The sequence below is a fragment of the Stenotrophomonas sp. genome, assembly GCF_031995405.1.
GTDB lineage: Bacteria > Pseudomonadota > Gammaproteobacteria > Xanthomonadales > Xanthomonadaceae > Stenotrophomonas.
The window spans coordinates 14,118-40,728 of the sequence record NZ_DAMAGC010000007.1; the positions used below are offsets into that span (position 1 = coordinate 14,118).

The 26,611-nt window shown below is 68.1% G+C and carries 27 protein-coding genes; 10 read left to right on the plus strand and 17 right to left on the minus strand.

Translation table 11 applies throughout. The features are described 5' to 3' along the window. Positions 1 to 20 precede the first annotated feature (20 nt). The 4 genes from pdxA (at position 21) to RTO53_RS02195 (ending at position 3,344) form a co-directional block, all read left to right on the plus strand. A complete protein-coding gene (gene pdxA / locus RTO53_RS02180) occupies positions 21 to 1,001 on the plus strand; it encodes a 4-hydroxythreonine-4-phosphate dehydrogenase PdxA (RefSeq protein ID WP_312236250.1) in 981 nt (326 codons plus the stop codon). Beyond that, a complete protein-coding gene (gene rsmA / locus RTO53_RS02185; protein WP_312236251.1) occupies positions 998 to 1,825 on the plus strand; it encodes a 16S rRNA (adenine(1518)-N(6)/adenine(1519)-N(6))-dimethyltransferase RsmA in 828 nt (275 codons plus the stop codon). The genes pdxA and rsmA overlap by 4 nt, the downstream gene beginning before the upstream one ends. A gap of 126 nt (positions 1,826 to 1,951) precedes the next feature. Further along, positions 1,952 to 2,335 carry a Co2+/Mg2+ efflux protein ApaG gene (gene apaG, locus RTO53_RS02190; protein ID WP_312236252.1) on the plus strand — a complete coding sequence of 128 codons (384 nt, stop codon included), beginning with the start codon at positions 1,952 to 1,954 and terminating at the stop codon, positions 2,333 to 2,335. Between the two features lie 13 nt (positions 2,336 to 2,348). Next, entirely contained in the window at positions 2,349 to 3,344 is a 996-nt protein-coding gene (locus RTO53_RS02195) for a symmetrical bis(5'-nucleosyl)-tetraphosphatase (RefSeq protein WP_312236253.1), read from the plus strand. 49 nt (positions 3,345 to 3,393) lie between these two features. Here the strand turns inward: RTO53_RS02195 and RTO53_RS02200 are convergent, their stop codons facing one another. The 9 genes from RTO53_RS02200 to RTO53_RS02240 all read right to left on the minus strand — a co-directional run bounded on the left by RTO53_RS02200 (position 3,394) and on the right by RTO53_RS02240 (position 9,566). Next, positions 3,394 to 3,888 carry a dihydrofolate reductase gene (locus RTO53_RS02200; protein WP_312236254.1) on the minus strand — a complete coding sequence of 165 codons (495 nt, stop codon included), beginning with the start codon at positions 3,886 to 3,888 and terminating at the stop codon, positions 3,394 to 3,396. Then, positions 3,885 to 4,451, minus strand: coding sequence for a hypothetical protein (locus RTO53_RS02205; RefSeq protein ID WP_312236255.1), 567 nt, complete (start codon positions 4,449 to 4,451; stop codon positions 3,885 to 3,887). The genes RTO53_RS02200 and RTO53_RS02205 overlap by 4 nt, the downstream gene beginning before the upstream one ends. Further along, a complete protein-coding gene (locus RTO53_RS02210) occupies positions 4,448 to 5,242 on the minus strand; it encodes a thymidylate synthase (RefSeq protein ID WP_312236256.1) in 795 nt (264 codons plus the stop codon). Before RTO53_RS02210 ends, RTO53_RS02205 begins: the two co-directional genes overlap by 4 nt. Beyond that, positions 5,239 to 6,126 carry a prolipoprotein diacylglyceryl transferase gene (gene lgt, locus RTO53_RS02215; protein WP_312236257.1) on the minus strand — a complete coding sequence of 296 codons (888 nt, stop codon included), beginning with the start codon at positions 6,124 to 6,126 and terminating at the stop codon, positions 5,239 to 5,241. The genes RTO53_RS02210 and lgt overlap by 4 nt, the downstream gene beginning before the upstream one ends. A gap of 51 nt (positions 6,127 to 6,177) precedes the next feature. After that, positions 6,178 to 6,666: a TPM domain-containing protein gene (locus RTO53_RS02220; RefSeq protein WP_312236258.1), complete on the minus strand. Its 489-nt coding sequence runs from the start codon at positions 6,664 to 6,666 to the stop codon at positions 6,178 to 6,180. Next, positions 6,666 to 7,553 (minus strand): TPM domain-containing protein, encoded by an 888-nt coding sequence (locus RTO53_RS02225; protein ID WP_312236287.1) that lies wholly within the window; start codon positions 7,551 to 7,553, stop codon positions 6,666 to 6,668. Before RTO53_RS02225 ends, RTO53_RS02220 begins: the two co-directional genes overlap by 1 nt. 10 nt (positions 7,554 to 7,563) lie before the next feature. Further along, positions 7,564 to 8,205, minus strand: a complete 642-nt coding sequence (locus RTO53_RS02230; protein ID WP_312236259.1) for a LemA family protein — start codon at positions 8,203 to 8,205, stop codon at positions 7,564 to 7,566. A gap of 189 nt (positions 8,206 to 8,394) precedes the next feature. Then, a complete protein-coding gene (locus RTO53_RS02235) occupies positions 8,395 to 9,144 on the minus strand; it encodes a TerC family protein (RefSeq protein ID WP_312236260.1) in 750 nt (249 codons plus the stop codon). Between the two features lie 41 nt (positions 9,145 to 9,185). Then, on the minus strand, positions 9,186 to 9,566 hold the full coding sequence (locus RTO53_RS02240; RefSeq protein WP_312236261.1) for a diacylglycerol kinase: 381 nt from the start codon (positions 9,564 to 9,566) through the stop codon (positions 9,186 to 9,188). 285 nt (positions 9,567 to 9,851) lie between these two features. Between RTO53_RS02240 and RTO53_RS02245 the strand changes: the two genes are divergently transcribed. Continuing rightward, positions 9,852 to 10,556 carry an SGNH/GDSL hydrolase family protein gene (locus RTO53_RS02245; protein WP_312236262.1) on the plus strand — a complete coding sequence of 235 codons (705 nt, stop codon included), beginning with the start codon at positions 9,852 to 9,854 and terminating at the stop codon, positions 10,554 to 10,556. A gap of 500 nt (positions 10,557 to 11,056) precedes the next feature. On the opposite strand, the gene RTO53_RS02250 is transcribed toward RTO53_RS02245, so the two are convergent. The 3 genes from RTO53_RS02250 to RTO53_RS02260 all read right to left on the minus strand — a co-directional run bounded on the left by RTO53_RS02250 (position 11,057) and on the right by RTO53_RS02260 (position 13,935). Further along, positions 11,057 to 12,328, minus strand: coding sequence for a HAMP domain-containing sensor histidine kinase (locus tag RTO53_RS02250; protein ID WP_312236263.1), 1,272 nt, complete (start codon positions 12,326 to 12,328; stop codon positions 11,057 to 11,059). Between the two features lie 153 nt (positions 12,329 to 12,481). Further along, the gene (locus tag RTO53_RS02255) at positions 12,482 to 13,195 is read right to left on the minus strand and encodes a response regulator transcription factor (protein WP_019182442.1); all 714 of its coding nucleotides are present in this window, start codon (positions 13,193 to 13,195) and stop codon (positions 12,482 to 12,484) included. A gap of 89 nt (positions 13,196 to 13,284) precedes the next feature. Then, entirely contained in the window at positions 13,285 to 13,935 is a 651-nt protein-coding gene (locus RTO53_RS02260) for an arylesterase (RefSeq protein WP_312236264.1), read from the minus strand. Between the two features lie 120 nt (positions 13,936 to 14,055). Between RTO53_RS02260 and RTO53_RS02265 the strand changes: the two genes are divergently transcribed. Together RTO53_RS02265 and RTO53_RS02270 are read left to right on the plus strand one after the other, a co-directional pair. Further along, on the plus strand, positions 14,056 to 14,658 hold the full coding sequence (locus tag RTO53_RS02265) for an ABC transporter ATP-binding protein (protein ID WP_312236265.1): 603 nt from the start codon (positions 14,056 to 14,058) through the stop codon (positions 14,656 to 14,658). Continuing rightward, positions 14,655 to 17,141 (plus strand): FtsX-like permease family protein, encoded by a 2,487-nt coding sequence (locus tag RTO53_RS02270; protein ID WP_312236266.1) that lies wholly within the window; start codon positions 14,655 to 14,657, stop codon positions 17,139 to 17,141. The genes RTO53_RS02265 and RTO53_RS02270 overlap by 4 nt, the downstream gene beginning before the upstream one ends. Before the next feature lie 541 nt (positions 17,142 to 17,682). Here the strand turns inward: RTO53_RS02270 and RTO53_RS02275 are convergent. From RTO53_RS02275 to RTO53_RS02295, 5 genes are all read right to left on the minus strand, one after another. Continuing rightward, positions 17,683 to 18,624, minus strand: a complete 942-nt coding sequence (locus RTO53_RS02275) for a DUF6607 family protein (RefSeq protein ID WP_312236267.1) — start codon at positions 18,622 to 18,624, stop codon at positions 17,683 to 17,685. Between the two features lie 71 nt (positions 18,625 to 18,695). Next, on the minus strand, positions 18,696 to 19,298 hold the full coding sequence (locus tag RTO53_RS02280) for a Hemin transport protein (RefSeq protein ID WP_312236268.1): 603 nt from the start codon (positions 19,296 to 19,298) through the stop codon (positions 18,696 to 18,698). 4 nt (positions 19,299 to 19,302) lie between these two features. Beyond that, positions 19,303 to 21,510, minus strand: a complete 2,208-nt coding sequence (locus RTO53_RS02285; RefSeq protein ID WP_312236288.1) for a TonB-dependent hemoglobin/transferrin/lactoferrin family receptor — start codon at positions 21,508 to 21,510, stop codon at positions 19,303 to 19,305. A 208-nt stretch (positions 21,511 to 21,718) separates the two neighbouring features. Beyond that, positions 21,719 to 21,916 carry a hemin uptake protein HemP gene (locus RTO53_RS02290; protein WP_019182448.1) on the minus strand — a complete coding sequence of 66 codons (198 nt, stop codon included), beginning with the start codon at positions 21,914 to 21,916 and terminating at the stop codon, positions 21,719 to 21,721. A 516-nt stretch (positions 21,917 to 22,432) separates the two neighbouring features. Further along, positions 22,433 to 23,404: an aldo/keto reductase gene (locus RTO53_RS02295; RefSeq protein WP_312236269.1), complete on the minus strand. Its 972-nt coding sequence runs from the start codon at positions 23,402 to 23,404 to the stop codon at positions 22,433 to 22,435. 192 nt (positions 23,405 to 23,596) lie between these two features. Here RTO53_RS02295 and RTO53_RS02300 point away from each other — a divergent pair, with 192 nt between their 5' ends. From RTO53_RS02300 to RTO53_RS02310, 3 genes are all read left to right on the plus strand, one after another. Next, entirely contained in the window at positions 23,597 to 24,895 is a 1,299-nt protein-coding gene (locus RTO53_RS02300; RefSeq protein WP_312236270.1) for a nucleoside transporter C-terminal domain-containing protein, read from the plus strand. A gap of 26 nt (positions 24,896 to 24,921) precedes the next feature. Beyond that, positions 24,922 to 25,887, plus strand: a complete 966-nt coding sequence (locus RTO53_RS02305) for a ribokinase (protein WP_312236271.1) — start codon at positions 24,922 to 24,924, stop codon at positions 25,885 to 25,887. A 182-nt stretch (positions 25,888 to 26,069) separates the two neighbouring features. Beyond that, the gene (locus RTO53_RS02310; protein WP_312236272.1) at positions 26,070 to 26,501 is read left to right on the plus strand and encodes a hypothetical protein; all 432 of its coding nucleotides are present in this window, start codon (positions 26,070 to 26,072) and stop codon (positions 26,499 to 26,501) included. Positions 26,502 to 26,611: the final 110 nt, after the last annotated feature.

A 26,611-nucleotide genomic window follows, 5' to 3' on the forward strand; every position in this document is an offset into this window, starting at 1 on the left:
GAAGTCCTGAGGCCTGGCCGATGATCCCGCAGCTCGCTCTGGTACCGGGCGAGCCCGCCGGGATCGGTCCGGAACTCTGCCTTCGACTGATCCAGCAGCCGCGCACCGATTGCCGGCTGCTGGCCTTCGCAGACCCGGATACCCTGCGCGCGGCCGCTGCCGCGCTGTCGCTGCCGCTGCAGCTCCTGCCTGAAGACGCCATCGCCCGCCAGCCGGGCGATCTGCCGTTGCGCGAGACCCGCAATGCGGTGCCGTCCCGCTTCGGTGAGGCCGACCCGGCCAATGCCGGTGCGGTGATCGGCGCGCTGCTGGACGCCGGCCAGGCCTGCCTGTCCGGCGCGCTGCACGGGGTGGTGACCGGCCCGGTGCACAAGGCCGTGATCAACCAGGGCGGCATCGCCTACAGCGGCACCACCGAACTGCTGGCCGACCAGGCCGGGGTGGAGGTGGTGATGATGCTGGCCAACGACATCGTGCGAGTGGCCCTGGCCACCACCCACCTCCCGCTGCGTGCCGTTGCCGATGCGATCACCGCCGAGGGGCTGGCCCGCACCTTGCACACCGTGCATACGGCGATGCGGCGCGACTTCGGCATCGCGGCACCGCGTATCGCCGTGCTGGGGCTCAACCCCCATGCGGGCGAAGACGGCCACCTGGGCCGTGAAGAGCTCGACCTGGTCATCCCGCTGCTGCAGCGCCTGCGCGCCACGGGCATGGACCTGATCGGTCCGCTGCCGGCCGATACCGCCTTCCTGCCGTCCAAGCTGGCCGGTTTCGATGCGGTATTGGCCATGTATCACGACCAGGGCCTGCCGGTGCTCAAATACAGCGGCTTCGAACAGGCGGTCAACATCACCCTGGGCCTGCCCTACCCGCGGGTCGCGGTCGACCACGGCACCGCGCTGGACCTGGCAGGCCGTGGCATTGCCGACCCTTCCAGCCTCTTCGCTGCCACCGGCCTGTGTGCCCGGCTGGCGCGGCAACGTACACTGGTGCCATGACTTCACCGTATTCCTCTTCTGCCGCCGGGTTCACCGGACCGGCCAAAAAGCAGCTCGGCCAGCACTTCCTGGCCGACCGCACCTATATCGACCGGATCGTGATGGCGGTCAACCCGAAGGGCGACGACCGCCTGGTCGAGATCGGCCCGGGCCAGGGCGCCATCACCCTGCCGCTGCTGCGTCGCCACCCGCGCCTGACCGTGATCGAGTTCGATCGCGACCTGGTCGGTCCGCTGGCCGCCGCCGCCGCGCCGCTGGGTGAGATGACCATCATCCACCGCGACGTGCTGCAGGTGAACTTCACCGAGGTCGCCGATGGCGGCCAGATCCGCCTGGTCGGCAACCTGCCCTACAACATCTCCTCGCCGATCCTGTTCCATGCGCTCGACCATGCGGCAGTGATCACCGACATGCACTTCATGCTGCAGAAGGAAGTGGTCGACCGCATGGCCGCCGATCCCGGCAGCAAGGTCTACGGCCGGCTCAGCGTGATGCTGCAGGCGTTCTGCAAGGTGACCGCGCTGTTCGTGGTGCCGCCGGGCGCGTTCCGGCCGCCGCCGAAAGTGGATTCGGCCGTGGTGCGGCTGGTTCCGCGCGATCCGGCCACGGTCGGCATCCTCGACCGCAAGCGTTTCGCCGACGTGGTGCGGGCCGCCTTCGGGCAGCGCCGCAAGACCCTGCGCAATGCGTTGAATGGCGTGTGCACGCCCGAGCAGTTCGAGGCGGCCGGGGTGCGCAGCGATGCGCGCGCCGAGCAGCTGGACGTGGCCCAGTTCATCGCGCTGGCCAACGTGCCCTGCAGCGACGACGACGCGGCGAAGTAAGCCACGCAGCGCCGCGCGACCTTGACCGGTCGTACCCCGTACAACTGCTTGAATTCCATGCCGGGGCGCGCAGCCAGCCTGTGCTGCGCTCACCTCAACGTGCACAACTTTCACTAAACTGCCTGCATGAACGACGCTGCCAATTACGCGATCTCGGTCGAGGTCGCCCCGCGTTTCCTCGACGACCAGTCCACGCCGGAGGACGGCCGCTACGCGTTCGCCTACACCATCCGCATCCACAACCAGGGGCGCGTCGCCGCGCGCCTGGTGGCGCGCCACTGGCGCATCACCGACGCCAACGGCCGCACCGAGCTTGTCGATGGCGAGGGCGTCATCGGCGAGCAGCCGCGGCTGCGCCCGGGTGAAGACTTCCGTTACACCTCCGGTGTCATGCTGGAGACTGAACACGGCACGATGCAGGGGCATTACGACATGGTGGCAGACGATGGCACCGAGTTCGCCGCCGCGATCGCGCCGTTCGTGTTGACCGTTCCGCGCACACTGCACTGATGGAGGCGCGCGCATGAGTGTCTGGGCCATCGGCGACCTGCAGGGCTGCTACGACGTTACCCAGCGGTTGCTGGAAAAGATCAATTTCGACCCGGCGGTCGACAAACTCTGGTTCTGCGGCGACCTGGTCAACCGTGGCGGACAGTCGCTGGAAACCCTGCGCCTGGTGCATTCGCTGCGCGACAGCAGCGTCATCGTGCTGGGCAACCACGACCTGTCATTGCTGGCCGTCGGGGCGCGCACCGAGGAAGAACAGCGCAAGGTCAACCCGGACCTGCTGCGCATCGTGCAGGCCGACGACCGCGACGTGCTGCTGGACTGGCTGCGTCTGCAGAAACTGGCGCACGTGGACCGCGAGCTGGGCTGGATGATGATCCATGCCGGCCTCGCCCCGAAGTGGACCACCCAGCTGGCCGAGAAGCACGCCCGCGAAGTGGAGGCCCAGCTGCACGGCAGCGGCTACCGCAAACTGTTCCGCAACATGTACGGCGACAAGCCGAGCTGGTCGCCCGGCCTGGCCGGCTACGACCGTTCGCGCGCGATCATCAACCTGTTCACGCGCATGCGTTACTGCACTCCGCGTGGCCGGATCGGGATTGAGGACAAGGGCACCCCGGGTACGCAGGAACAAGGCCTGTATCCGTGGTTCGAAGTGCCCGGTCGCGCCGAGCGCGACCTGAAGATCGTCTGCGGGCATTGGTCCGCCCTCGGCCTGACCATCACCCAGGGCGTGCACGCCATCGACACCGGTGCGGTGTGGGGCGGCAAGCTCACCGCGCTGCAGTTGGATACCGAGGAACTGCGCGTGGTCCAGGTGCCGGGCCGCGACGTGCCCAAGCCGGTCTCCGCGCCGCGTCCACCGGCACGCCGCCCGGCTGCCGAGGGCGAGCAGAACACTGGCCGGCCGCCGCGCCAGGGCCAGCGCCGTGATCGTGGCCCGCGCAACCCGCAGCGCCGCAATCCGGAACCTGCCGGCGACACCGGTGGAAGCACGCCCACGCCGGCCTGACCAGGCCGCGCGGGGTACCGGCGGAAGACGCCAACGGCGGCGGCGACGCTCAGTCGCGCCGCCGATAGTCCACGAAATCAAACGCGAAGGCGTGGCGTGCATCGGCGGCGTGGTGCTCGCGCGCAAGCTCCGTCCACACCGACGTATCCACCGGCGGGAAGTGCGTATCGGCCGGCACCGTGGTCTGCACCCAGGTCAGGTGCAGATCGGTCGCCTGCGCCATCGCCAGCCGGTAGATCTCGCCCCCCCCGATCACACACAGCTCGTCCGCACCGGCCTCGGTGGCGTACTGCAGTGCCTGGTCGATCGACGCCACCGCCTGCATGCCCGCGAACGGCACCTGCCCGCTGCGGGTCAGCACCAGGTTGGGCCGCCCGGGCAGCGCGCGGCCAAGCGATTCGGCCGTCCTGCGTCCCATCAGGATCGGCTTGCCGAGGGTCAACGCCTTGAAGCGCTTGAGGTCGTCCGGCAGCTGCCATGGCAACTGGTTGTCATGGCCGATGCCAAGATCGCGGTCGAGCGCGGCGATCAGCGAGAGTTTCATTCGGCGGCGTCCATCTGCAGCTGCTCGCAGGCGGTGTCCGCCGCGCCGACCGCCTGCATTGCCGCGGCCAGATCCGGATTGGCGGTCGAATGCTCATCCATGCTGTCGATGATCTTCTGCTGCTGGGCCTCCTGCGCCTCCTTCAAGCCCGGTGCCGACAGCACGTCGGCCGACAGCGATTCAAGCGAGGTGGTGGCGCTGCGGCCAAGGAAGTCCTGCAGCTCGTCGCGGGAATAGGCCGCAGCCAGACGCGTATCGAGGTCACGCTGGAAGACCGGATCATCGATGCCGGCCTGCATGTGCCGGACCATTGCCGCGTACATCCCGCTGACCGCCACGCGCATCTGCGCCTGGCAACCGGCGGGCAGCGTGTCGGGCATCATCGTGCTGCCACTGAATGTCCTCGCGAAGGCGTCGAAATCCTCGCGCATGTGCCGGTGCACGATCTGCGCGTTGACCTGCTTTGCCAGGTCCAGCGTGTCCGCCGCGGCGGCGTGCGCCGCCGCGTGTGGCAGCATGCCGGCGAGCACCAGCAGCGGCACGGCAAGACAGCGACCGCTCATACCGCCACCGGCGCCTTGATCGCCGGATGCGGGTCGTAACCGTCGATGCGGATGTCCTCGAACTGGAAGCCGAACAGGTCGGTCACGGCCGGGTTCAACCACAGCGTGGGCAGCGCGCGCGGCGCACGCGCCAACTGCTCGCGGGCCTGCTCGACATGATTGGTGTACAGGTGCGCATCGCCCAGCGTGTGCACGAAGTCGCCCACGCCCAACCCGGTCGCCTGCGCCACCATGTGGGTGAGCAACGCGTAGCTGGCGATGTTGAACGGCACGCCGAGGAAGATGTCGCCGCTGCGCTGGTACAGCTGGCAGCTGAGCTTGCCGTCGACCACGTAGAACTGGAACAGGTTGTGGCAGGGCATCAAGGCCATCTGCGACAGCTCGCCGACGTTCCAGGCGCTGACCACCAGCCGCCGCGAATCGGGGTTGCGCTTGATCTCCTCCACCAGCCACTGCATCTGGTCGATGCTGCCGCCATCGGCGGTGGCCCAGCTGCGCCACTGCTTGCCGTAGATGGGACCGAGATCGCCGTTGGCATCGGCCCACTCGTCCCAGATCCGCACCTGGTTGTCGCTGAGGTAGCCGATGTTGGTATCGCCCTTCAGGAACCACAGCAGCTCATGGATGATCGAGCGCAGGTGCAGCTTCTTGGTGGTGACCAGCGGAAAGCCGTCGGCCAGGTTGAAGCGCATCTGCCAGCCGAACACGCTGCGCGTGCCGGTGCCGGTGCGGTCGGACTTCTCGGTGCCGTGCTCCAGCACGTGCTGGAGCAGGTCCAGATAGGGCTTCATGCGCGGGCTCCGGCGGCGGCCGGCAGCACCGGCTGCAGCACCGGTGCGCGGCGCGACAGCACCAGCAGCACCAGCCCGAAGGCCACCAGCGGCAGGCTCAGCAGCTGGCCGCGGGTGAACCAGTCGAAGGCGAGGTAGACGCCGTTGTCGGGCATGCGCACGAACTCCACCGCGAAGCGGAAGATGCCGTACATCAACGCGAACAGACCGGAGATCACGTAGCGATGGCGCGGCTTGGCCGACACCGCCCACAGCACCACGAACATCACCAGGCCTTCCAGCAGCGCTTCATACAGCTGCGAGGGGTGGCGGGCATACTCGTTGAGCGCACCGGTAGCGAACTGCGCCCGCAGCATGGTCATGTCCAACTGGGCCAGCGGCGCCGGCAGACCACTGGGAAACACCACGCCCCAGGTGCCGTCGGTGTACTTGCCCCACAGTTCGGCGCCGATGAAGTTGCCGATGCGGCCAAAGCCGAGCCCCAGCGGCACCAGCGGAGACATGAAATCCAGGGTATCGAACAGGTGCAGGCGGTGCTTGCGCGACCAGTACCACGAGGCGAACAGCACGCCCAGCAGGCCGCCGTGGAAACTCATGCCGCCGTCCCACACCTTGAACAGCAGCAACGGGTTATGCAGGAAATCGGACAGCGCGTAGAACAGCATGTAGCCCACGCGACCGCCCACCACCACGCCGAGCATGGCGTAGAACAGCAGGTCGGAGAACCCGTTGGCGTCCACCCCCGGCAGCCTGCCGGCTGCGATCCGCCGGCGCCCCAGCCACCAGGCCGCGGTGAAGCCGAGCAGGTACATGATGCCGTACCAATGCACCTTGATCGGCCCGAGCGAGATGGCGATGGGGTCGATATCGTGGAAATAGATCATGGGCGATGCCTTGCAGGTAAGCGGCTATTCTCGGCCCAGTAGGCCGCCACCTCAACCAAGCAGCTGTGGGGTGTTCGGCAGGCCGTCATCCTGGGACCCGGGAACCGGCGGATAGTGCCCGGCCAGCAGCGTGGAGACCTCCTCGATCGCCTGCAGCACGCCGTCCTGCAGATCGCCCTGGCGCAGCCGCTGCTGCAGATGCGCGCAGATCTCCTGCCACTGCGCCTCGCCGATGCGCCCACGCAGGCCACGGTCGGCGACCAGCTCGATGGCGTGGTCGGCCAGCAGCAGGTAGATCAGGACGCCGTTGTTGTGTTCGGTATCCCAGGTGCGCAGCTGGGCGAAGGCCTGTTCGGCACGCTGGCGCGGGCTGAGCCCTTGCCAAAGCGCCATCCACGGCAGTTCGGCTTCGACGGCGAACATCACCTGGCCGCCATGGCGACGTTCGCCGGCGGTGATCGCCTCGGTGATGGCCTGCAGTCGTGCCGGCGGGAACGTGCGCCGCACCGAGGGTGAGAACAGATGTCGCCACCAGCGCATCACCAGCCCCCCGAGGCGCCACCGCCTCCCGAACGTCCACCGCCGCCGCCCCAGCCGCCACCGCCGCCGAAACCGCCGCCGCCTCCAAAGCCTCCACCACTCCCCCACCCCCCGCCACCCCATCCGCCACTGCGGGCGAAGGCGCCGGCCCGGCCCGAGGACAGGCCGACGACCAGGCCGATCAGGCCGGCCAGGCCGCTGGCCAGCCAGAGCGAGGTGAACAGGAACGCCGCCACGGCCGCACCGCCGCCGCCGAGCAGCGCGCGCACCGGGCGCGGCAGCCAGCCGAGGATGGCGCGCAGGAAACTGCCGACGAAGAAACCGATCACCAGGGCGAAGGTCCAGCCATCGCCATCAGGGTTGCGCGTCGCACGGTGGGTGCTGACCGGCGCCGGCAGTGCCTCGCCATCGATCAGTTTGACCAGCGCCGCACTGGCGTCGGCCAGCCCGCCGGCGTAGTCGTTGTCGCGGAAGCGCGGGGCGAGGTATTCCTGGATCACACGGTTGGCGATCGCATCGGGAATCGCACCTTCCAGGCCGTAGCCCGGCTCGATCCGGACCCGGCGATCGTCCTTGGCCACCACCAGCAGCACGCCATCGTCCACGCCCTTGCGGCCGATTTTCCATTGCTCGAACACGCGCTGGGTGTACTGCTCGATCGTCTCCGGTGCGGTGCTCGGCACCATCAGGATCTGCAGCTGGCTGCCCTTGCGCTGCTGCAGCGCCAGCGCCTGGGCTTCCAGGGCCTGCACCTGGGCCGCATCCAGCGTGCCGGTGGTATCGACCACCGGCGAGCGCATCGGCGGAATCACCGCATCGGCGGCCTGCGCCCACCCCGGCAACGCCAGCCACAGACAGATCAGCAACAGACCACGCAGCAGGCCGATGTTCACCGGCTCAGTGCGCCGGGGCTTGCTGCGGCTGCGGCGCGGGGGCCGGGGCCGGCGCTGGGGCCTGCGAACCGAACTTCACCGCCGGCGGCTGCGAGATCTGCGCTTCGTTGTCCACGGTGAAGTTGGGCTTGACCGCATAGCCGAAGATCTTGGCGGTGATCACCTGGGGGAACGAGCGGATGTAGGTGTTGTAGGCCTGCACCATCTCGATGTAGCGACCGCGCGCCACGGTGATGCGGTTTTCGGTGCCTTCCAGCTGCGCCTGCAGGTCGCGGAAGCCCTGGTCGGACTTGAGGTTCGGATAGTTCTCGGTGACCACCAGCAGCCGCGACAACGCGCCGCTCAGTTCGCCCTGGGCCTGCTGGAACTGCTTGAGCGACTCGGCATCGTCCGCATTGACGTTGATCTGGCCCACGCGCGAGCGCGCATTGGTCACATCGGTCAACACCTGGCGCTCCTGGTTGGCATAGCCTTCCACGGTCTGCACCAGGTTGGGAATCAGGTCGGCGCGGCGCTTGTACTGGTTGAGCACTTCGGCCCAACCCGCCTTGACCTGCTCATCCTTCTGCTGGATGGCGTTGTAGCCGCAGCCGGACAGCAGGGAGGCCAGCACGGCCAACAACAACAGGCGGGAGAACGATCGCATGGCCGGCTCCGGATCTCGATGGATGGGACCCGGAGCATGCCACGTTTGCGGTAAAGCCCGCGTAACCACCCACGCCCCCTGAGCCGGGGGGCTGCCGCGACGCGGCGGGGGCCTGGGCGATGGCGACAGGGGCCCGTGGTTTGCGCAGCAAAGCGTGGGGCGGCAGCGCGCATGCGATGCCGCTTCCGCTTACCAGTTGCCGGCGCCCGGCACGTGGTTGGCCACCGCGCGGCGGCGCATCAGCAGGTTCAGCCATTCCACCAGCACCGAGAAGCCCATCGCGGCGTAGATGTAGGGCTTGGGCACGTGCACGCTCAGGCCGTCCAGGATCAGCACCACGCCGATCAGCAGGATGAAGGCCAGGGCCAGCATCTTCACGGTCGGGTTGGCGTCGATGAAGCGACCCAGCGGGTTGGCGGCCAGCAGCATCACCGCCACCGACAGCAGGATCGCGGCGACCATCACCGGGATGTGGTCGGCGATGCCGACGGCGGTGATCACCGAATCCAGCGAGAACACGATGTCGATCACCGCGATCTGCGCGATGACCATGCCGAATACGGCCGAGGCCTTGGTGGTGGTCGGGTCGGCGTCGTCGCCGCCGGAGATCAGCTCGCGGATCTCCATGGTGCCCTTGATGATCAGGAACAGGCCGCCGAGGATCAGCACCAGATCGCGGATCGAGATGCCCAGGCCGGCCACGGTGAACAGGTTCTGCTCCATGTGCGCCAGGTAGGCCAGCGACACCAGCAGGGCGATGCGGGTGATGCAGGCCACGGCGATGCCGAGCTTGCGCGCGAACGGACGGCGCGCTTCAGGCAGCTTGCTCACGGCGATGGAGATGAAGACCAGGTTGTCGATGCCGAGCACGATTTCCAGGGCGCTCAGCGTGAACAGGGTCAACCAGACGTTCGGGTCGGACAGCAACTCAAGGGACATGGGCGTGGATCCTTACAAGGGGGAATGAGCGGTGGGGCCGCTCAGAAAAATCGCGGCAGCAGGACAAGGCCCCAGCACAGCAGGACGTTCATCATCAGCACGAACACCGCCGCCGAGCCCATGTCCTTGGCGCGGCCAGCCATCTCGTGGAATTCGCTGCCATAGCGTTCGATCACCGCTTCGATGGCGGAGTTGGCCAGTTCCATGGCCAGCACCAGCAGCATCGCGCCGATCATCAGCGCACGCTCGACCGGAGTTTCGCCCAGCCACAGCGCGACCGGCGCCAGCACCACCAGCAGGTAGACCTCCAGCCGGAACGAGGATTCGTGCAGCCAGGCTGCCCGCAGTCCCTGCCAGGACCACACGGCGGCCTTGAAGATGCGCCTGGGGCCGCGCGGCATGTGCCCGATTTCATCAGCCACGGCGACGCGCTCCGCGCTGCGGGGCGGGCCGGGACGTGGGGAACAGCACGCGGCAAGGGGTCATGGGCAGGGCTGAATGGGCAGGCAATCGGTCATTTTGCCACAAGCCTGTCGGCGCATCGTTGAACGCGGCCGGGCCGCTGCCGTGGTAATGGGCCGGGCGGGCGGCGGGACCGGGGGCACTGCGTCGCCAGCGCGGGTAAAGCAGGGCCGTGCGCCAGCTTCTATGATGGGGTTCAACCGATCCAGGCGCCCCCGGTGGGCGCGTTGCCGAGGAGTCTGCCCATGCGTTACCGCTGCACCCGCCCCCTGCTGCTCGCCCTGGCGCTTGGCGCCGCCCTGCCCGCCTTCGCCCTGTCACCGCCCGCGCCACCACAGGTGCCGGCGCAGGTGTCCAACGTGGCCTGGGCGCAGGACATGGCCGACTTCGCCAAGGCGGACGTGACCACCCCGCCGCCGCGTGGCGGCATCGAGTTCATCGGCAGTTCGTCGATCCGGATGTGGCAGAGCCTGGCGGCCGATTTCCCGGGGCAGCCGGTGTTCAACCGTGGCTTCGGCGGTTCGGAGGTGCGCGACAGCACCTGGTACGCCGGCCAGATCGTGGTGCCGTACGCGCCGTGCAAGGTGTTCTTCTACGCCGGCGACAACGACCTCAACAGCGGGCGCACGCCGGTGCAGGTGCGCGATGACGTAGTGGCCTTCGTGCAGCGGGTGCATCGCGACCTGCCGAAGACGACGGTGGAGGTGATTTCGATCAAGCCCAGCCCGTCGCGCGCGCAGTTGCTGCCGGCAGTAGTGGAGGCCAACGGGTTGATCCGCCAGGCGCTGGCCAGGCTGCCGCATACCGGCTTCACCGATGTCTACACGCCGATGCTGGGCGCGGACGGACAGCCGCGCGCGGCACTGTTCCGCGAGGACATGCTGCATATGACGCCAGAGGGGTATGCGATCTGGCGGAAGGCGCTGGCGCCGAAGGTGCAGTGCGATTGAGGTCGTTGGGGACGATCAGCACCGGTTTGCTGCGAGCGTGGCCGGGACGGATGCGGTGGCGGGACACGCCGTAAATACGTCCCTGTAGGCTCGCGTGCGCCATCCATGGCGCACGACGGTCCCGCCACCGCACCCGCCCCGACCCTCGACAGTGGGCCGGCGCGTTGGAGGAAAGTTAAAGAGCATGCCGACCCACGGTCGGCACCTGCCGGGCCGGGATTTCCGTTGATGCCGGTTGCGTGCGTGCCGTTTTTTCGGTGCGGATAAACCAGAGCCACCCAGGTAGAGCCGAGCCACGCTCGGCTGCTCTTGCCTTGCTCCCACCTCCCCAAAGCACCTGCCAACGTTCGATGGGTCGGTGTGGGTGGGTTGGCGGGACCGTCGTGCGCCATGGATGGCGCACGCGAGCCTCCACGGATGGATTCACGGCGTGTCCCGCCAACCCGCCCACACCGACCCAAACACTAGAGAGAGAAATCACCCGGCCATTGCTAAAAAACTCACCGATACACAACCGCCGCCTGCGTCCCCGTCCCCAACGTACTGCTCAGACTCACCTTCCAGCCAAACCGATCGCACAACCGCCGCACGATCGACAACCCCAGGCCCGTGCCCTGCGGCCGCGTCGGCTCGGCACGGTAGAACGGCTCGAACGCGCGGCCCAACGCCTCGGCCGACATCCCGATCCCCGTGTCGCGCACCACTACCCGATCCTCCAGCACATCCACATCGATGCGTCCTTCGTCGGTGTAACTGCACGCATTGCGCAACAGATTGCTCACCACCACCTGCAGCACCCGCGGCGGCGCATGCAGCTGCACCGGACCTGCACTGTGCAGGAAGATTTCCACCGGCCGCCCCGCCATCAGTTCACGCGCGTTGTCCACTTCGTAACGCACGATCTCGTTGACGTCGAACAGCTCGATCTGCGGCTCCACGTCCGCCTCGCGCGCGAGGATCAGGAACGCGTCGATCACCGCTTCCATGTCCCGGCCGGCGCGCTGGATGCGGTTCAAACTGCGCTGCAGGCGCGGCGACAGTTCGTGATCGCCCAGCGCCATGTCGCTGGCCACCCGGATCACCGTCAGCGGCGTGCGCAGCTCGTGGCTCGCATCGCGGGTGAAGTTGCGCTCGCGCGCCACGTGCGCGGTCACCCGCGTGGCCAGGGAATGCAGCGCCGCGGCCAACTGCCGCGTCTCGCCCTGCATGTCCGCCGGCAGCTTGTCCGGCGCCAGGTCCGCCGCCTCCGGGTGACCCGGATTCCAGCGCGACACCCGCCGCGCCAGCCAGTTCACCGGCGACACCAGTCGCTTGGACGCGCGGTAGGTGATCCACGAAGCCCCGTACACCGCCAGCAAGGTCAGCAGCACCGGCACGATGCCGAACCAGAACGCCAGCATCTCCGCGCGCGAGCGCAGGAACACCAGGTACAAACGTCCCTCCGGACGTGCGTCCACCAGCACCAGCTGGTCGTCGCTTTTCAATTCGTGGAAGCCTGGGCGCAGCGCGCGCAGGTTGGCCGGCAGGTTCAACGGCGAGCGCCCGGTCTCCAGCAGGTAGCCGCGGATGTTCTGGGTGTTCGGCGGCGGCTGCGTCGGCGAGGCCTCGTACAGCTGCCAGTAGTAAGCGGCTTCTTCCTGCAGCGCGCTGCTGACCAGGCTGTGCTTGATCACCAACGACACCAGCCATGCGCCCAGCAGGATACCCAGGCTGGCCAGCACGGCTTGGAGGATGAAGACGATACGTATCTTGCGCGGCAGACCGTGCGGCATTACAGGATCCAGAGCGGTTCGCCGCGATTATAGGAAAGCGCGCCGTGATTCCATCGTGCAAAAAACGACAACGACCCGGCAACCGCCAGGTCGTTGTCACCCTCGGGGCCCCGCAGGGCCCGTCCGCTCACGCGCCGGCGGCTGCCGTCCGCGTCAGCTCATCGGCTGGGCGATGTCGGCGATGCGGTAACCGGCGCTCTGCACGGTGTGCAGCAACGGACGGTCGAACGGCTTGTCGATGATCTTGCGCAGGTTGTACAGATGGCTGCGCAGGGTGTCCGAGTCCGGCAGGCCGTTGCCCCAGATCTCGCGCTCGATTTCCTGGCGGGTCACCACGCGGGGCGATTCGCGCATCAGGATGGTCAGCAGACGCAGACCGATCGGCGAGAGCTGCAGCTCGGTACCGGCACGGGTCGCACGCATGCTCACCGGGTCCAGCACCAGGTCGGCGACCTTCAGCACTTCCGAGCCCACCTGGCGACGCTCGCGACGGATCAGGGCACGCAGGCGTGCTTCCAGCTCCTGGATCGCGAACGGCTTGGTCAGGTAATCGTCCGCGCCGAAGCCCAGACCGGTCAGCTTGTCGTCCAGCGTGTCGCGCGCGGTCAGCATCAGCACCGGCGTCGACTTGCGGGCGTCGTTGCGCAGCCGGCGGCAGACTTCGATGCCGTCCAGTCGCGGCAGCATCAGGTCCAGCACCACGACGTCATAGCTGTTTTCCGCCGCCAATCGGTAGCCGTCCAGCCCGTCCTGGGCGTAGTCGACCTCGAACCCACGGCCTTCCAGGTACTCGCCGATCATCTCGGAGATATTGCGGTTGTCCTCGACCACCAGCACCAGGCCGGAGGTCTCCTTTGTCTGACGCATGGGATTCCCTCTTTCTTCAGCTTTGTGAAACATGCCGCATCGGCAGTGGAGGCGGTGTGAAGCCGCTCACACCGGAATCAAAATTTTTGTCAGAGCAGGGGTTTGAGGTGCGGCCACACGTTTTCCAGCACCCGCGGCTGGCCGGCGGCGGTGGGATGCAGGCCGTCGGACTGCATCAGCCCGGGCTGCAGGGCCACCCCGTCCAGCAGGAACGGCAGCAGCGGCACCTTGTACTGGCTGGCCAGCCCAGCATAGACGTCCTTGAGTCGCTGGCGGTAGGCCGGACCGTAGTTGGGCGGCACGTCGATGCCCAGCAGCAGCACCTTGGCCCCGGCCTTCTGGCTGGCCACGATCATCTTTTCCAGGTTGCCGCGCAGCTGCACCGGGGTGAGCCCGCGCAGGGCGTCGTTGCCGCCGAGCTCGATCACCACCACCGAGGGCCGGTGTTTGGCCAGCAGGCCCGGCAGCCGGGTCAGCGCGCCGGAACTGGTCTCGCCGCTGATGCTGGCGTTGATGATGTCCGGGGCCGGCTTGACCTGTTGTTTGACCCGTTGCTGAAGCAGGTTCACCCAGCCCGATTCGGCCGGGATATTGTGGGCAGCACTCAGGCTGTCGCCGACCACCAGTACCGCATTGCGGGTATCGGCACCTTTGGCACAGGCCAGCGCTGGCAGCAGCAGCAACCATGCCATCAGCCAGACCATCGGGGCCGCGCGGCCCTTCCACATCGTTGTGCTCATTGGAGAATCCTCATCGACAGCCTGTCCCCCCGCAGCGCTCCCGTCGCCATCGCCGCCCTGGATGTGGGCAAATCCGCGCGTGGCCCGGAGGGTGAAGTCCACATACTGGACAACATTGGCATGACCGTCCATGAAGGCGAGAGCATCGCCATCGTCGGCGCGTCCGGTTCGGGCAAGACCACCCTGCTCGGCCTGCTGGCCGGATTGGACCTGCCCAGCCGCGGCCGGATCACCCTGGCGGGCGCGGATCTCAACGCACTGGATGAGGAAGCCCGCGCGCAACTGCGTGCGCGTGAGGTCGGCTTCGTGTTCCAGAGTTTCCACCTGTTGCCGGCGCTCACCGCCGAGGAAAACATCGCGCTGCCGCTGGAACTGGCCGGGCGCGAGGATCCGGCGCGCGTGCGCGAGGTGCTGGAGCAGGTCGGGCTCACCCACCGTGCGCGCCACTACCCGCGCCAGCTGTCCGGCGGCGAGCAGCAGCGCGTGGCGTTGGCGCGCGCGTTCGTGGCGCGGCCGCGCATCCTGTTCGCCGATGAACCCACCGGCAGCCTGGATCAGGCCACCGGCCAGCAGATCAGCGATCTGCTGTTCGCGCTCAACGCCACCAGCGACACCACCCTGGTCCTGGTGACCCACGACCTGCGCCTGGCGCAGCGCTGCGAACGCGTCTATCGCCTGGATGGCGGCCGCCTGGTCGACAGCCCGTCCGGCGTGTCCGCATGAATGTCGTCAAGCATGCCGCGCGCGCACTGCGCCGCGAGTTCCTGGCCGGCGACCTGCTGACCGTGTTCGCCGCCCTGGTGCTCGGCGTGGCGGTGATGACCGCGGTCGGCACGCTGGTCAACCGGGTCACGCTGGCCTTGACCGGCAGCGCGGCGGAAATGCTCGGCGGCGACCTTGGCCTGAACGCGCGCGAGGACATCCCCACTTCCTTCGCCGACGCCGCGCGCGAACGTGGCCTGGCCAGCACGCGCATGGTCAGCTTCCCCAGCGTGCTGTTCCATGGCGAGGCCAGCCAGATGGCCAACATCAAGGCGGTCAGCGCCGGGTATCCCCTGCGTGGGCAGCTGCAGGTCAGCCGCACGCTGCACGGCGGTGCCGTCGAGATCGCCGGCACCCCGCCGCCGGGCCAGGCCTATGCCGATCCGCGCCTGATGCAGGCGTTGGGGCTGGGCGTGGGCGATGCGCTGGAATTCGGCGCCGGCCGCTTGACCATCACCCGCGTGCTGCAGGCCGAACCGGATACCTCCGGCGAGCTGATGCAGCTGTCGCCGCCGCTGCTGGTCAACCGCGCCGACGTGGATGCCGCCGGCCTGCTCGGGCCGGGCAGCCGCGCGTCCTACCGGATGATGTTCGCCGGTGCGCCGGAGGCGATTGCCGGCTTCCGCGCGTGGCTGGCGCCGCAGGCCAAGGGCTACCGCATCGTCGGCATCGCCGACACCCAGCGCGGGGTGCGCGGCGCGTTCGACCTGGCCGGCCGCTTCCTGTCGCTGGCCGCGCTGCTGGCGGTGCTGCTGGCCGGCGTGGCCACCGCGCTGGCGGCCAACCGCTTCGCCCTGCGCCGGATCGACCAGGTGGCGATCCTGCGCTGCCTGGGCGCACGCCAGCGCGACATCCTCAGCGCGATGGCGCTGCAACTGGTGATGCTGGCGGTGCCGGCGTGCCTGGTCGGCATCGGGCTGGGCATGGCCGCGCAGGCCGGGCTGGTGCAGGCGCTGGGCGGTCTGATTCCCAACCGCCTGCCGTTGCCGCAGGCGACCCCGGCCTTGAGTGGCGCCGGAATCGGGCTGGTGCTGCTGCTCGGCTTCGGCCTGCCACCGCTGTTGCGGCTGCGCCGGGTGCCGCCGATGCGCGTGCTCAACCGCAGCTTCGCGGCGATGCCACCGAGTTCGCTGCTGGTCTATGGGGCCGCGTTGGCCGCGACCGTGGCGCTGACCGTGCAGGCCACCGGTGACGTGAAGCTGGCCGCCTGGGTGCTGGGCGGTCTGGCCGCATTGGCGGCGCTGGCCGGCGCACTTGGGGCGTTGCTGCTGTGGCTGCTGCGGGGGCTGCAGCCGCGCCTGCGCGGGCGTTGGAAGCTGGGCCTGGCTGCGCTGACCCGCCGCCGGGGGCTGGCGGTGACGCAACTGGTGGGGCTGTCGCTGTCGCTGTGCGCGCTGTTGCTGCTGTCGGTGATCGGGCCGGGGCTGTTGGCGCAGTGGCGCGACCGCTTGCCGGTGGATACACCCAACTACTTCCTGATGAACATCCAGCCGGAGCAGCGTGAGACGGTGCTGGGCACGTTGCACGGGTTGGGCGTGGTCGCGCCGGGCATCGAGCCGTTCAGTACCGGGCGCCTGCTGGCGGTCAATGACCGGCCGCCGCAGCGGCAGCAACGCGAGGACAACAGCAACGACGAGGACGATGCCAACCGTCCGGTCAACTTCTCCTGGCGGCATGATTTCCCGCCGGCCAACACGCTGGTGGGCGGGCGCTGGTGGGCGCCGGGCAGCACCGCGGCGGAGGCCTCGATCGAACAAGGCTGGGCCGAGCGTTACGGGATGAAGCTGGGCGATACGGTGACCCTGCAGATGGGCGACCAGCAACGCAGCTTCACCGTGACCAGCATCCGCAAGGCCGACTGGGATTCGTTCCGGGTCAACTTCTTCCTGCTGCTCAATGAAGGCGCGGTGGGCGATGCACCGTACAACCTGATCACCGCCTTCCATCTGCCGCATGCGCAGGCACCGCAGCTGGCGGCGCTGACCCGCGCGCAGCCGAACATTTCGCTGCTGGATATCGACGGCATCCTGCAGCGCGTGCGCGAGGTGGTGGACCGGGTGACCCAGGCGGTGCAGCTGGTGATGGGCTTCAGCCTGCTGGCCGGGTTGCTGGTGCTGCTGGCGGCCCTGCAGGCCACGGCCGGTGAGCGTCGTTACGACAGCGCGGTGCTGCGCACGCTGGGTGCCACCCGCAGCCAGCTGCGCGGCGCGGTGCTGGTCGAATTTGGCGCGTTGGGGCTGCTGTCGGCGTTGCTCGCGGTGGGCACGGCGGCGTTGTTGGGCAGCGTGGTGGCCCGGCAGGTGTTCGAGCTGACCTTGAGTCCGCCGTGGGGACCACTGCTGACCGACGGCGCGCTCGGCGTGGCATTGAGCATGCTGGCCGGCTGGTGGGGCACGCGGCGCATCCTGCACACCCCGCCCGCGCTGGCACTGCGGGAGGTGTGAGCCCCTGCATCGCGCCGGAGCATTCAGGCCGCGCCGGGTTCGGGCGGACCTTGGTGGGGGAGCAGCCGAGCATGGCTCGGCTCTACCGGGGCGCGCATCGGATCCGGGTAGAGCCGAGCCATGCTCGGCTGCAACGTTCCGTTTTCGTCAGGCGCTACGGCGGTGATCGGGGAAGAGCAGCCGAGCGTGGCTCGGCTCTACCGGGGCGCGCATTGGATCGGGTAGAGCCGAGCCATGCTCGGCTGCAACGTTCTGTTTTCGTCAGGCGCTACGGCGGTGATCGGGGAAGAGCAGCCGAGCGTGGCTCGGCTCTACCGGGGCGCGCATTGGATCGGGTAGAGCCGAGCCATGCTCGGCTGCAACGTTCCGTTTTCGTCAGGCGCTACCGTGGTGATCGGGGAAGAGCAGCCGAGCGTGGCTCGGCTCTACCTGGGCCGCGCATCGGATACGGGTGGTGCCGAGCCATGCTCGGCTGCAACGTTCTGTTTTCGTCAGACGCTACGGTGCTGATCGGGGGAGAGCAGCCGAGCGTGGCTCGGCTCTACCGCGCGGGGTCGGTCGGGGCTTTTTCGACCCACTGTTTGAACACCGCGTCGATCTGTGCATCCTTGACCTTCTTGCCGTCCTGGATGTCCTGCGCCTGGGTAAACAACGGCATGATCATCGCCATCCCGTCCAGCTTGGTCTTCAGGTGTACGCCGGGGGCCTGGCCGAGGAAGCCGTCCCAGCACTGGCGCACCTTTGCCCAGTAGCCCGACGTTGCGGCCCAGTAGTCGTAGGCGGGCTTGAAATCGACCTCGGTGGTCGTGGTGTAGTCGTTGAAACCGAACTCGCGCGCGATTTCCTGCTGGCTGCCGTCGGCGCCGCGCAGGATCTTGGTGTTGAACTGCTCGTGCGTCCAGCCATTGGGCGTCAAGGTGTGGCGGTTGACCACGGCCAGCGCGTTGTAATCGCTGCGGCGGGTGTACTCGCGGCGCGGCAGCGGACGCCAGCTCAGATCGCTGGTCCAGGTCGCCACCTTGTTGCGGTAGTCCCACTTGCCGGTGCCGCAGTAGCGCGGCGCGTCGCTGACTTCGTACACGCACTGCGTCCACGCGCCGGCATTGACCGCCGCCGGAATGGCGCGTACCTGCCAGGTCTGGTCGGCGCTGAACTCGAAACGGTTCGGTGCCTCGTACACCCAATCCTGGCGCCAGTGCTTGGTAACGTGCCCGCTCTTGGGGTCCACCAGCAGGTGCTGCAGCACGACCCGCTTCGGCGTGTCCTCGACCACGATCACCACCTCGTTGCCGCCGCTGCGAACGGCCGGCGCGCGCTCGTAGCCCGGCTTGAGCAGCACGGTTTCATCGAAGGCGAAATCGACCACGTATTCGCCCTTCATCGCCACGATGCTGTCGTGGTCGCGCTGCAGGTCGGAGGGCTGGGCGTGGACGACGCCGCTGCTGGCAAGCAGCAGCCACGCGCTGGCTGTCTGGAGTTTCATCGCAAGGTTCCCTTCAGGAGGTGGCAAGACATTCGGCCATCCGTGGCCAGAAGCGGTCCTTCTTCGTTCGATTACAGGCGGACCAGCGGCATGGCGTTGCCGTTGCCGTGGTCGCGCAGCGGTGCCACGCGCGCAGCCGAGGCGCAGCAGCACGCGTCGATCCACAGCTCGCCATCGGCGCCTTCCACGTGGGCGATGCGCCGCGCGGCGGTGGCGCCCAGCGATGACAGCGAGGCCAGGCTGGCGGACAGGGCCTGGCCGTCGCCGACGTGCAGGCGCAGGGCGCACATCCGCCACGGCTCACCGCCCAGGCGCGTGGCCAGACGACGCCACAGGCGCTCGGCGACGCCGCCGTCGTTGACCGGCTCCGGTCGCGCCGGGAACGCCGACACCAACCGGTCCCAGGCCAGGAAATCGCTGTCCGGCAGCAGGTACAGGCGCCAGCAGCAGCGGCCGCGCGCATCGCTGAAACACAGGCTCTCGCGGATGCCTTCGCTGTCCATGCCCTGGCAGGCATGCGCGGACACCGCGTGTTTCCACCCGCCCAGCTCGCTGCTGTCCGGGCGGTACAGGCACAGCACCGTGCCCAGCGACGCCAGCTGTCGCGCGGTGGGAAGGCGGCCGGGATGCAGCACCCGGTCGGTCGATCGCAATGCGGACAGGGCGCGGCTCATAGGGCTACCAGCTCACGGAGAGATTGGCCGACACGGTACGGCCGGGGTTGGTGAAACGGTCGATCACCGTGCTGCTGGTGGCAAGCGCCGAGGTGATCGCCGAGTAGTCGATATAGCGACGGTCGCCGAGGTTGAACACGCCCACGTTGAGCTTGGCCCCGGGCGCGAACGCCCAGTGCGCCATCAGGTCGAGCACGCCGTAGCCGGCCGGCGCGAACGGCGGGCTGGTGCCGGTGGCCGGCGGCAGGCGGTCCTTGCGCTTGGCGAAGGTGCCGGCCAACTCCACGCCCCAGCTGTCGCGGTCGAAGGCGATGCCGACGGTGCCACGCAGCGGATCGATCGATTCCAGCGGCACGTCTTCGGTCTTGTTCTGGCCGCGCGACCACGCCACCGCGCTGTTCAACGACCAGCCTTCCAGCGCGCCGATGAGCTTGCCGACGTCGACGCCGGCCTTCAGCTCGGCACCGTAGATCTCCGCATCGGCCACGTTCTGCGACTGGAACACGATCAGGCCCTGGCTGTTGACACCCACCTGGCGCTGGGACTCGATGAAGTCCTTGTAATCGTTGTAATAGCCACTGACGCTGACATACGCGGCCGGGCTGGCGAAGCGCACGCCCAGTTCCAATCCATCGCTGGTTTCCGGCTTGAGGTCCGGGTTGGGAATGGCGGTGTAGCCGAACATCACGTTGGTGAAACCCAGGTTGACGTCGTTGTACGGCGGCGAACGGAACCCATGCGCGTAGCCGGCAAACAGCGACCACTGGTCGGCGAAGCGCCACACCATGCCCAGCTTCGGCGACACGCTGGTCTTGGTCAGGTCGGACACGGCCACGCCGGGATTGTCGGTGCCGAAGATGCCGTCCACCTCCGGGCGCAGTTCGTAGTGGTCCACGCGCACGCCCGGTACCAGCGAGAAGCGGCCGTCGGCGAAGCGCATTTCATCCTGCACGTACAGGCCCAGCTCGGTGGTCTTGCTGATCGGGAAATCGCGGACCGGGAAGGTGTCCGGCAGGATCGTCCGGCTGACCGTGCCGTTGGCCGACACCTGGTAGCCGTCGCGCTTCTGGTGGGTGTCGGTCCAGGTGCCTTCGAAGCCGTAGGTCAGCTCGTGCTCGACCGTGCCGGTCTGCAGGCCCTTGTGCAACACCGCCTGCAGGCCGTACACGCGCTGGTCGAAATTGAATGTGCGATCGCGCAGGCTGGCGTTCGCCCCGCGACCACGATCTTCGATCGTGCGCTGGGTAGTCTCGCTGTCCTGACGGTAGACCTGCCAGGACAGGTCGTCGGCGAAGGCCTGGCCGAGGTTGTCCATTTCGTGGGCGAACGACACGCGGGCGCGGGTCTGGTGGTCGTGCGCCTTCATCGCGGTGGTGGTGGTGGCCGACGGCGGCGCGGCCGTGGCCGGCGCGACGGCCGACAACACGTTGGTGTCCACGCTGTCTTCGTTGCCTTCCACGGTCAGCTTGAAGCGCTGGTCTTCGCTGGGCGCGAACACCAGCTTGCCGAGCAGGCTGCGGCCATCGCGGTCCTGCGGGTTGGCGGCGGTGCGGGTGCTGTTCTCGCTGCGGATATCGCCCTTGCTTTCGGTTTCCTGGCCCTGGCGGTGGTTGACGTTGACCATGCCGCTCCAGCGGTCGCCGCCGAAGGCGGTGGTGACCCCGCCGTACAGGCCCTTCCACTGGCCGTCGTAGCCGAACTTCAGGCCGACATAGCTGTCCTTGCCGTCCTTGAGGTAATCGGCCGGGTCCTTGGTGACGAAGGCGACCACGCCGCCGAGCGCGTCAGAGCCGTACAGCGCGCTGGCCGGGCCCCGCACGATCTCGACCCGCTTGAGCGTTTCCAGATCGGTGAAGTTGCGGTTGGCATCAGAGAAGCTGCCGATCGCGAACGCCTTGGGCATGGCGATGCCGTCGGTCTGGATGAGCACGCGGTTGCCGTCCAGGCCGCGGATGCGGAAGCCGCCCAGGCCGAAGCGGGCCGGGCTGCTGGTCACCGAGATGCCCGGCTCGTAGCGCACCAGGTCCTTGATGTCGCGGACCAGGTGGTCGTCGAGCTGCTCGCGGTCGATCACATCGACCGTGGCAGCCACGTCGCTCAGCGCGCGCTCGGTGCGCGTGGCGGTGACCTGCACGCGGTCGAACTCACGCGCGTCGAGCGCGGCATCGGCAGCGGTGGACGCAGCGGCACTGGCGGCCATCGGCAGCGCCAGCCACAAGGCGGCGCTCAGGGCATTCGGGCGGATCTTCATGGATGGGCGGGAATCGGCTGGACGCGGAAGGAGACCCCCGACCAACGCCGACGGCCGGGGCCGCAGGCGAAACGTCGAGGGGGAGAGAGCGATGGGCAACGGCGGGCCCAGGGAGACAGCGCTCGCACGGCCGCGCGAGGGCGAGCCGCCCCGTGGGGGAGGCAGGCCGTTATTTGGTCAGGATCAGCTTGTCGTTGCTGGTATGACGCAGGCGATAGAAGCGGTCGCCGTGCTGGATCAGGATTTCGCGGCGGCCCTTGAGCAGGGCTTCGCTGTCGATCACTTCTTCGGGCGGGACCACGCGGACCGGACGGTCGCGGAGGGTCAGCGTTTCGGGGCGCAGCAGTACAGCAGCTTGAGTATTCATCGTCTGGACTCGTGCGAGGGACGAGTTAAATGATAATGATTCTCAGTTGACAATCAACAACCATTCTCAACTTCATTGATGGAATTGATGATGGGTTTTGTTAAATCGATTGGCTTTATCAATCGTTGGCGCGGAAAAACGCGTCCCGCGCCGCGCGCCCGGTAGAGCCGAGCCATGCTCGGCCGCGGACCCAGGATTGCCCGGGATTGCCCGGGATTGCCCGGGATTGCTGGGATTGCTGGGATTGCTGGGATTGCCGGGATTGCCGGGGTTGCCGGGGTTGCGAGGGTGCCGGCGTGCAGCCGTGCAGGTTTGCAGGCGTTGCGGGATCTGTCGGGGAATGCAGCCGAGCATGGCTCGGCTCTACCCGACCCGGCCCCGGCCCCGGCCCCGACCCCGATCCCGACCGCGGCCCGACCCCGGCCCAGGTCCAGGTCCAGGCCCAGGTCCAGGCCCAGACCCAGCCCGGCCCCGCCCGGCGCCAGTCCGCGCGCCCGCCCCCCCCCTTCCCTTCGGTCAGGCGAAAATCGCCTCGACCTGCTGCCACGTTGCGTCATCGACCTGGTCGAGCAGGTCCAGCGCCCCCAGGTTCTCTTCCAGCTGCCCGACCCGGCTGGCGCCCAGGATCACGCTGGAGACGTTGGGATTGCGCAGGCACCAGGCGATGGCCAGCTGCGCCGGCGACAGGCCCAGGCCGGAAGCCAGCGCGGTGTAGCGGCGCACCCGGTCCAGGCGGCTGCCGGCAGCATCGCCCAGCACCTGTTCCTTGAGCCAGGCCAGCTGGCCCTGGCCCAGCCGCGACTGCGCGTCCACGCCGTCGTTGTACTTCCCGGTCAGCAGGCCCGAGGCCAGCGGTGACCAGATCGTGGTGCCCAGCCCCGGATCGGCGTACAGCGGCGCATATTCCTGCTCAACGCGCTCGCGGTGCAGCAGGTTGTACTGCGGCTGCTCCATCGACGGCAGGTGCAGGTTGTGCGCGCGGGCGACATCCACCGCCTGCTGGATCTGCGCGGCCGACCATTCGGAAGTGCCCCAGTACAGCACCTTGCCCTGGCGGATCAGGGTGTCCATGGCCAGGACGGTCTCGGCGATGGGGGTGTCCGGGTCCGGGCGGTGGCAGTAATACAGGTCCAGATAGTCCACCCGCAGGCGCTTGAGCGCGGCGTGGCAGGCGTCGGTGACGTGCTTGCGCGACAACCCGTGCTGGGTCGGGCGCGGCTCGTCGACCGCCCCGAAGAACACCTTGCTGGACACGCAGAAGCCATCGCGCGGCAGGCGCAGGTCGGCGATCACATCGCCCATCACCTGCTCGGCGCGGCCGCGGGCGTAGCCCTCGGCATTGTCGAAGAAATTGATTCCGTGGTCCCAGGCGCTGGCGATGAGGTTGCGGGCCTCATCGCGGCCGATCTGGTCGCCGAAGGTGACCCAGGCCCCGAAGGACAGGGCCGACACTTTCAGGCCGGTGGAACCAAGACGCCGGTAATGCATGGAATTCTCCTGTGCTGCAGGCCCGCATCCGGGCCGGAACGATGCCCCTCAGTGTAGCCGCCGGGGCGTGCAAACCCTTATGGATACTTGCCCGATCACGGCCGATCGGCCCGTGGACGCTGCTTTTCCTTGCTCCGCCCCTGCCACCGCTATAGGCTTCCCGTTTTTCGCCGCACCCCCAAGGGAAGTCTCATGGTCGAAGGTTTGGGCAGGATTGGCTTCGGCCTGTTCGGGTTGGCAGTGCTGATCGGCATTGCCTGGCTGTTCTCGAACAACAAGCGCGCCGTTGACTGGCGTCTGGTGGTGACCGGTATCACGCTGCAGATCGCCTTTGCGGCGGTGGTGCTGCTGGTGCCCGGTGGCCGCGACGTGTTCGATGCGCTGGGCAAGGGCTTCGTCAAGATCCTTGAGTTCGTCAATGCCGGCTCGAGTTTCATCTTCGGCAGTCTGGTGGATACCAAGCGGGTCGGCTTCATCTTCGCCTTCCAGGTGCTGCCGACGATCATCTTCTTCTCGGCGCTGATGGGGGTCATGTACCACCTCAATGTCATGCAGGCGATCGTGCGCGGCATGGCCTGGGCGATCACCAAGATCATGCGCGTGTCCGGTGCGGAAACCACCAGCGTCTGCGCCAGCGTCTTCATCGGCCAGACCGAGGCGCCGCTGACGGTGCGCCCGTACATCGCCAAGATGACCCAGTCCGAACTGATCACGATGATGATCGGCGGCATGGCGCACATCGCCGGTGGCGTGCTGGCCGCCTACGTGGGCCTGCTCGGCGGCGACGATCCGGTGCAGAGGGCGTTCTACGCCAAGCACCTGCTGGCCGCCAGCATCATGGCCGCCCCGGCGACCATGGTGGTGGCCAAGCTGCTGGTGCCCGAGACCGGCACGCCGCTGACCCGTGGCACGGTCAAGATGGAAGTGGAGAAGACCTCCAGCAACATCATCGACGCGGCCGCGGCCGGCGCCGGCGACGGCCTGAAGCTGGCGCTGAACATCGGCGCGATGCTGCTGGCCTTCATTGCCCTGATCGCCTTGGTCGACGCCCCGCTGACCTGGCTCGGCGAAGTGAGCGGCCTGCAGGCCAGGATCGGTCACCCGATCAACCTGACGACCATCTTCGGCTACGTGCTGGCCCCGATCGCCTGGGTGATCGGAACCCCGTGGGCCGATGCCACCACGGTGGGTTCGCTGATCGGCCAGAAGGTGGTCATCAACGAGTTCGTTGCCTATACGCAGCTGTCCCAGATCATCAACGGTCAGGTGCCGGGCGTGAGCCTGTCCTCCGAGGGCCGCCTGATCGCCACCTACGCGCTGTGCGGTTTCGCCAACTTCAGCTCCATCGCGATCCAGATCGGTGGTATTGGTGGCCTGGCCCCCGAGCGTCGCCATGATCTGGCCAAGTTCGGCCTGCGTGCCGTGCTCGGCGGTACCATTGCCACCTTCATGACGGCGACCATCGCCGGCGTGCTGACGCATTTCAGCTGATATCCGCTTCCTGAGAAACAGTCTTTATGAGTAACACTGTCGTCGTTGTCGGTTCTTTCAATGTGGACCATGTCTGGCGTTGCGAATCGCTCCCGGCCCCGGGTGCGACCATCGCCGGGCGCTACAGCACCGGTCCCGGCGGCAAGGGCTTCAACCAGGCCGTGGCGGCACGCCGCGCGGGCGCGTCGACCACTTTCCTGTGCGCCCTGGGCGATGACGCCGGTGGCGCGATGGCGCGTGGCCTGGCCGAGCAGGACGGCTTCGAGCTGACCGCCGAGGCCAGCAGCGAGCCGACCGGCACCGGTGGCATCTACGTGGACGCGCGCGGCCGCAACACCATCGTGATCGGCCCCGGCGCCAACGCCGCGCTGAGCCTGGACTTCGTGCAGGCCCAGCGCGCGCTGCTGGCCGGTGCCAGGGTGGTGCTGGCGCAGCTGGAATCGCCGGTGGAAACCATCGAGGCGGCGCTGGCGATCGCCCGCGAGGCCGGTGTCACCACCGTGCTCAACGCGGCCCCGGCCGACGCCCCGTCCAGCATCGGCCTGCTCAAGCTGGCCGACGTGCTGACCCCCAATGAAACCGAGTTCGCCGCCCTGCTCGGTCGCCATGTCGGTGAGCGCGTGGATGCCAACGACGTGGCCGCCCTCGACGGCGCCAGCCTGCATGCACTGTGCCGCAAGCTGGTCGGCAACGGCACCGTGGTGGTGACGCTGGGCTCGGTGGGCGTGTTCGTCTCCCACGCCGAAGAAAACCTGCGTGGTGATGCCCAGCCGTATTACCGCGTCGGCGCCGAACAGGTGCAGGTGCTCGATACCACCGGTGCCGGCGATGCCTTCAACGGTGCCCTGTGCGCCTCGATCGCGCAGGACCCGGACGCGGCCTTCATCCGCCACGTGCGCTTTGCCAACCAGTTCGCCGGTCGCTCCACCGAGAAGGAAGGCGCCGCCGTGGCGATGCCGCACTTCACCCCCAGGGATGCTGCAACGGCCTGACCGGCTCGCGCTGTGCGGTAACGATCAAGCCGGCGCCCAGCGCCGGCTTTTTCATGTGCGACACGGCGTCGCAGGCCACCGGCGCTGCGGCCGGAAACTGCCAGCGGATGGCCGCCGCCTGCATTGCCCCGGTGCCACCGCCACTCGACCATGGGTGCCCCCGCTCACGGACGACGCACGACATGATCGACACCCCTGCCTGGATGCTGCTGGCCGCCGCCGGCACCGCCCTTGCCGTGCTCCTGCACATCGGCTGCATCGCCTTCGGTGCGGCCTGGTACGAACGCTTCGGCGCCGGCGAGCGCATGGTGCGGCTGTCCCGCGCCGGCCATCCTTTCCCCACCGCGATCACCACCGCGATCACCCTGGTACTGGCGCTCTGGACCGCGTATGCCCTGTCGGCCGCCGGCTGGCTACCGGTATTGCCGGGCCGTCGACCGGTCCTCGGGACGATCATCGCCATCCTCGGCGGGCGCGGCATCGCCGGGCTGCTGATCGGCTGGCGCCGCCCCGGCTACAACGGCGCGCGCTTCTGGTACGCCAGTTCGCTCACCTGCCTGGCGCTGGCCGGGCTGTACGCCGCCGGCACCGCCTGCGCCTGGCCCACCCTGTAGAGCCGGCCCGGCAACCCACCACCATCGCCGCGCCCTGGGGGCGGGGAAAGCACTCGTCAAGCATATGCTCATGACCTGAGCGCATCAGCCCCTTCCGGATCGGCCTGAAC

Bases quoted from the DNA above. Each gene is read 5' to 3' on its own strand.
- pdxA (WP_312236250.1), top strand. From the start codon at position 21: ATGATCCCGCAGCTCGCTCTGGTACCGGGCGAGCCCGCCGGGATCGGT.
- rsmA (WP_312236251.1), top strand. From the start codon at position 998: ATGACTTCACCGTATTCCTCTTCTGCCGCCGGGTTCACCGGACCGGCC.
- apaG (WP_312236252.1), top strand. From the start codon at position 1,952: ATGAACGACGCTGCCAATTACGCGATCTCGGTCGAGGTCGCCCCGCGT.
- RTO53_RS02195 (WP_312236253.1), top strand. From the start codon at position 2,349: ATGAGTGTCTGGGCCATCGGCGACCTGCAGGGCTGCTACGACGTTACC.
- RTO53_RS02200 (WP_312236254.1), bottom strand. From the start codon at position 3,888: ATGAAACTCTCGCTGATCGCCGCGCTCGACCGCGATCTTGGCATCGGC.
- RTO53_RS02205 (WP_312236255.1), bottom strand. From the start codon at position 4,451: ATGAGCGGTCGCTGTCTTGCCGTGCCGCTGCTGGTGCTCGCCGGCATG.
- RTO53_RS02210 (WP_312236256.1), bottom strand. From the start codon at position 5,242: ATGAAGCCCTATCTGGACCTGCTCCAGCACGTGCTGGAGCACGGCACC.
- lgt (WP_312236257.1), bottom strand. From the start codon at position 6,126: ATGATCTATTTCCACGATATCGACCCCATCGCCATCTCGCTCGGGCCG.
- RTO53_RS02220 (WP_312236258.1), bottom strand. From the start codon at position 6,666: ATGCGCTGGTGGCGACATCTGTTCTCACCCTCGGTGCGGCGCACGTTC.
- RTO53_RS02230 (WP_312236259.1), bottom strand. From the start codon at position 8,205: ATGCGATCGTTCTCCCGCCTGTTGTTGTTGGCCGTGCTGGCCTCCCTG.
- RTO53_RS02235 (WP_312236260.1), bottom strand. From the start codon at position 9,144: ATGTCCCTTGAGTTGCTGTCCGACCCGAACGTCTGGTTGACCCTGTTC.
- RTO53_RS02245 (WP_312236262.1), top strand. From the start codon at position 9,852: ATGCGTTACCGCTGCACCCGCCCCCTGCTGCTCGCCCTGGCGCTTGGC.
- RTO53_RS02250 (WP_312236263.1), bottom strand. From the start codon at position 12,328: ATGCCGCACGGTCTGCCGCGCAAGATACGTATCGTCTTCATCCTCCAA.
- RTO53_RS02255 (WP_019182442.1), bottom strand. From the start codon at position 13,195: ATGCGTCAGACAAAGGAGACCTCCGGCCTGGTGCTGGTGGTCGAGGAC.
- RTO53_RS02260 (WP_312236264.1), bottom strand. From the start codon at position 13,935: ATGAGCACAACGATGTGGAAGGGCCGCGCGGCCCCGATGGTCTGGCTG.
- RTO53_RS02265 (WP_312236265.1), top strand. From the start codon at position 14,056: ATGACCGTCCATGAAGGCGAGAGCATCGCCATCGTCGGCGCGTCCGGT.
- RTO53_RS02270 (WP_312236266.1), top strand. From the start codon at position 14,655: ATGAATGTCGTCAAGCATGCCGCGCGCGCACTGCGCCGCGAGTTCCTG.
- RTO53_RS02275 (WP_312236267.1), bottom strand. From the start codon at position 18,624: ATGAAACTCCAGACAGCCAGCGCGTGGCTGCTGCTTGCCAGCAGCGGC.
- RTO53_RS02280 (WP_312236268.1), bottom strand. From the start codon at position 19,298: ATGAGCCGCGCCCTGTCCGCATTGCGATCGACCGACCGGGTGCTGCAT.
- RTO53_RS02290 (WP_019182448.1), bottom strand. From the start codon at position 21,916: ATGAATACTCAAGCTGCTGTACTGCTGCGCCCCGAAACGCTGACCCTC.
- RTO53_RS02295 (WP_312236269.1), bottom strand. From the start codon at position 23,404: ATGCATTACCGGCGTCTTGGTTCCACCGGCCTGAAAGTGTCGGCCCTG.
- RTO53_RS02300 (WP_312236270.1), top strand. From the start codon at position 23,597: ATGGTCGAAGGTTTGGGCAGGATTGGCTTCGGCCTGTTCGGGTTGGCA.
- RTO53_RS02305 (WP_312236271.1), top strand. From the start codon at position 24,922: ATGAGTAACACTGTCGTCGTTGTCGGTTCTTTCAATGTGGACCATGTC.
- RTO53_RS02310 (WP_312236272.1), top strand. From the start codon at position 26,070: ATGATCGACACCCCTGCCTGGATGCTGCTGGCCGCCGCCGGCACCGCC.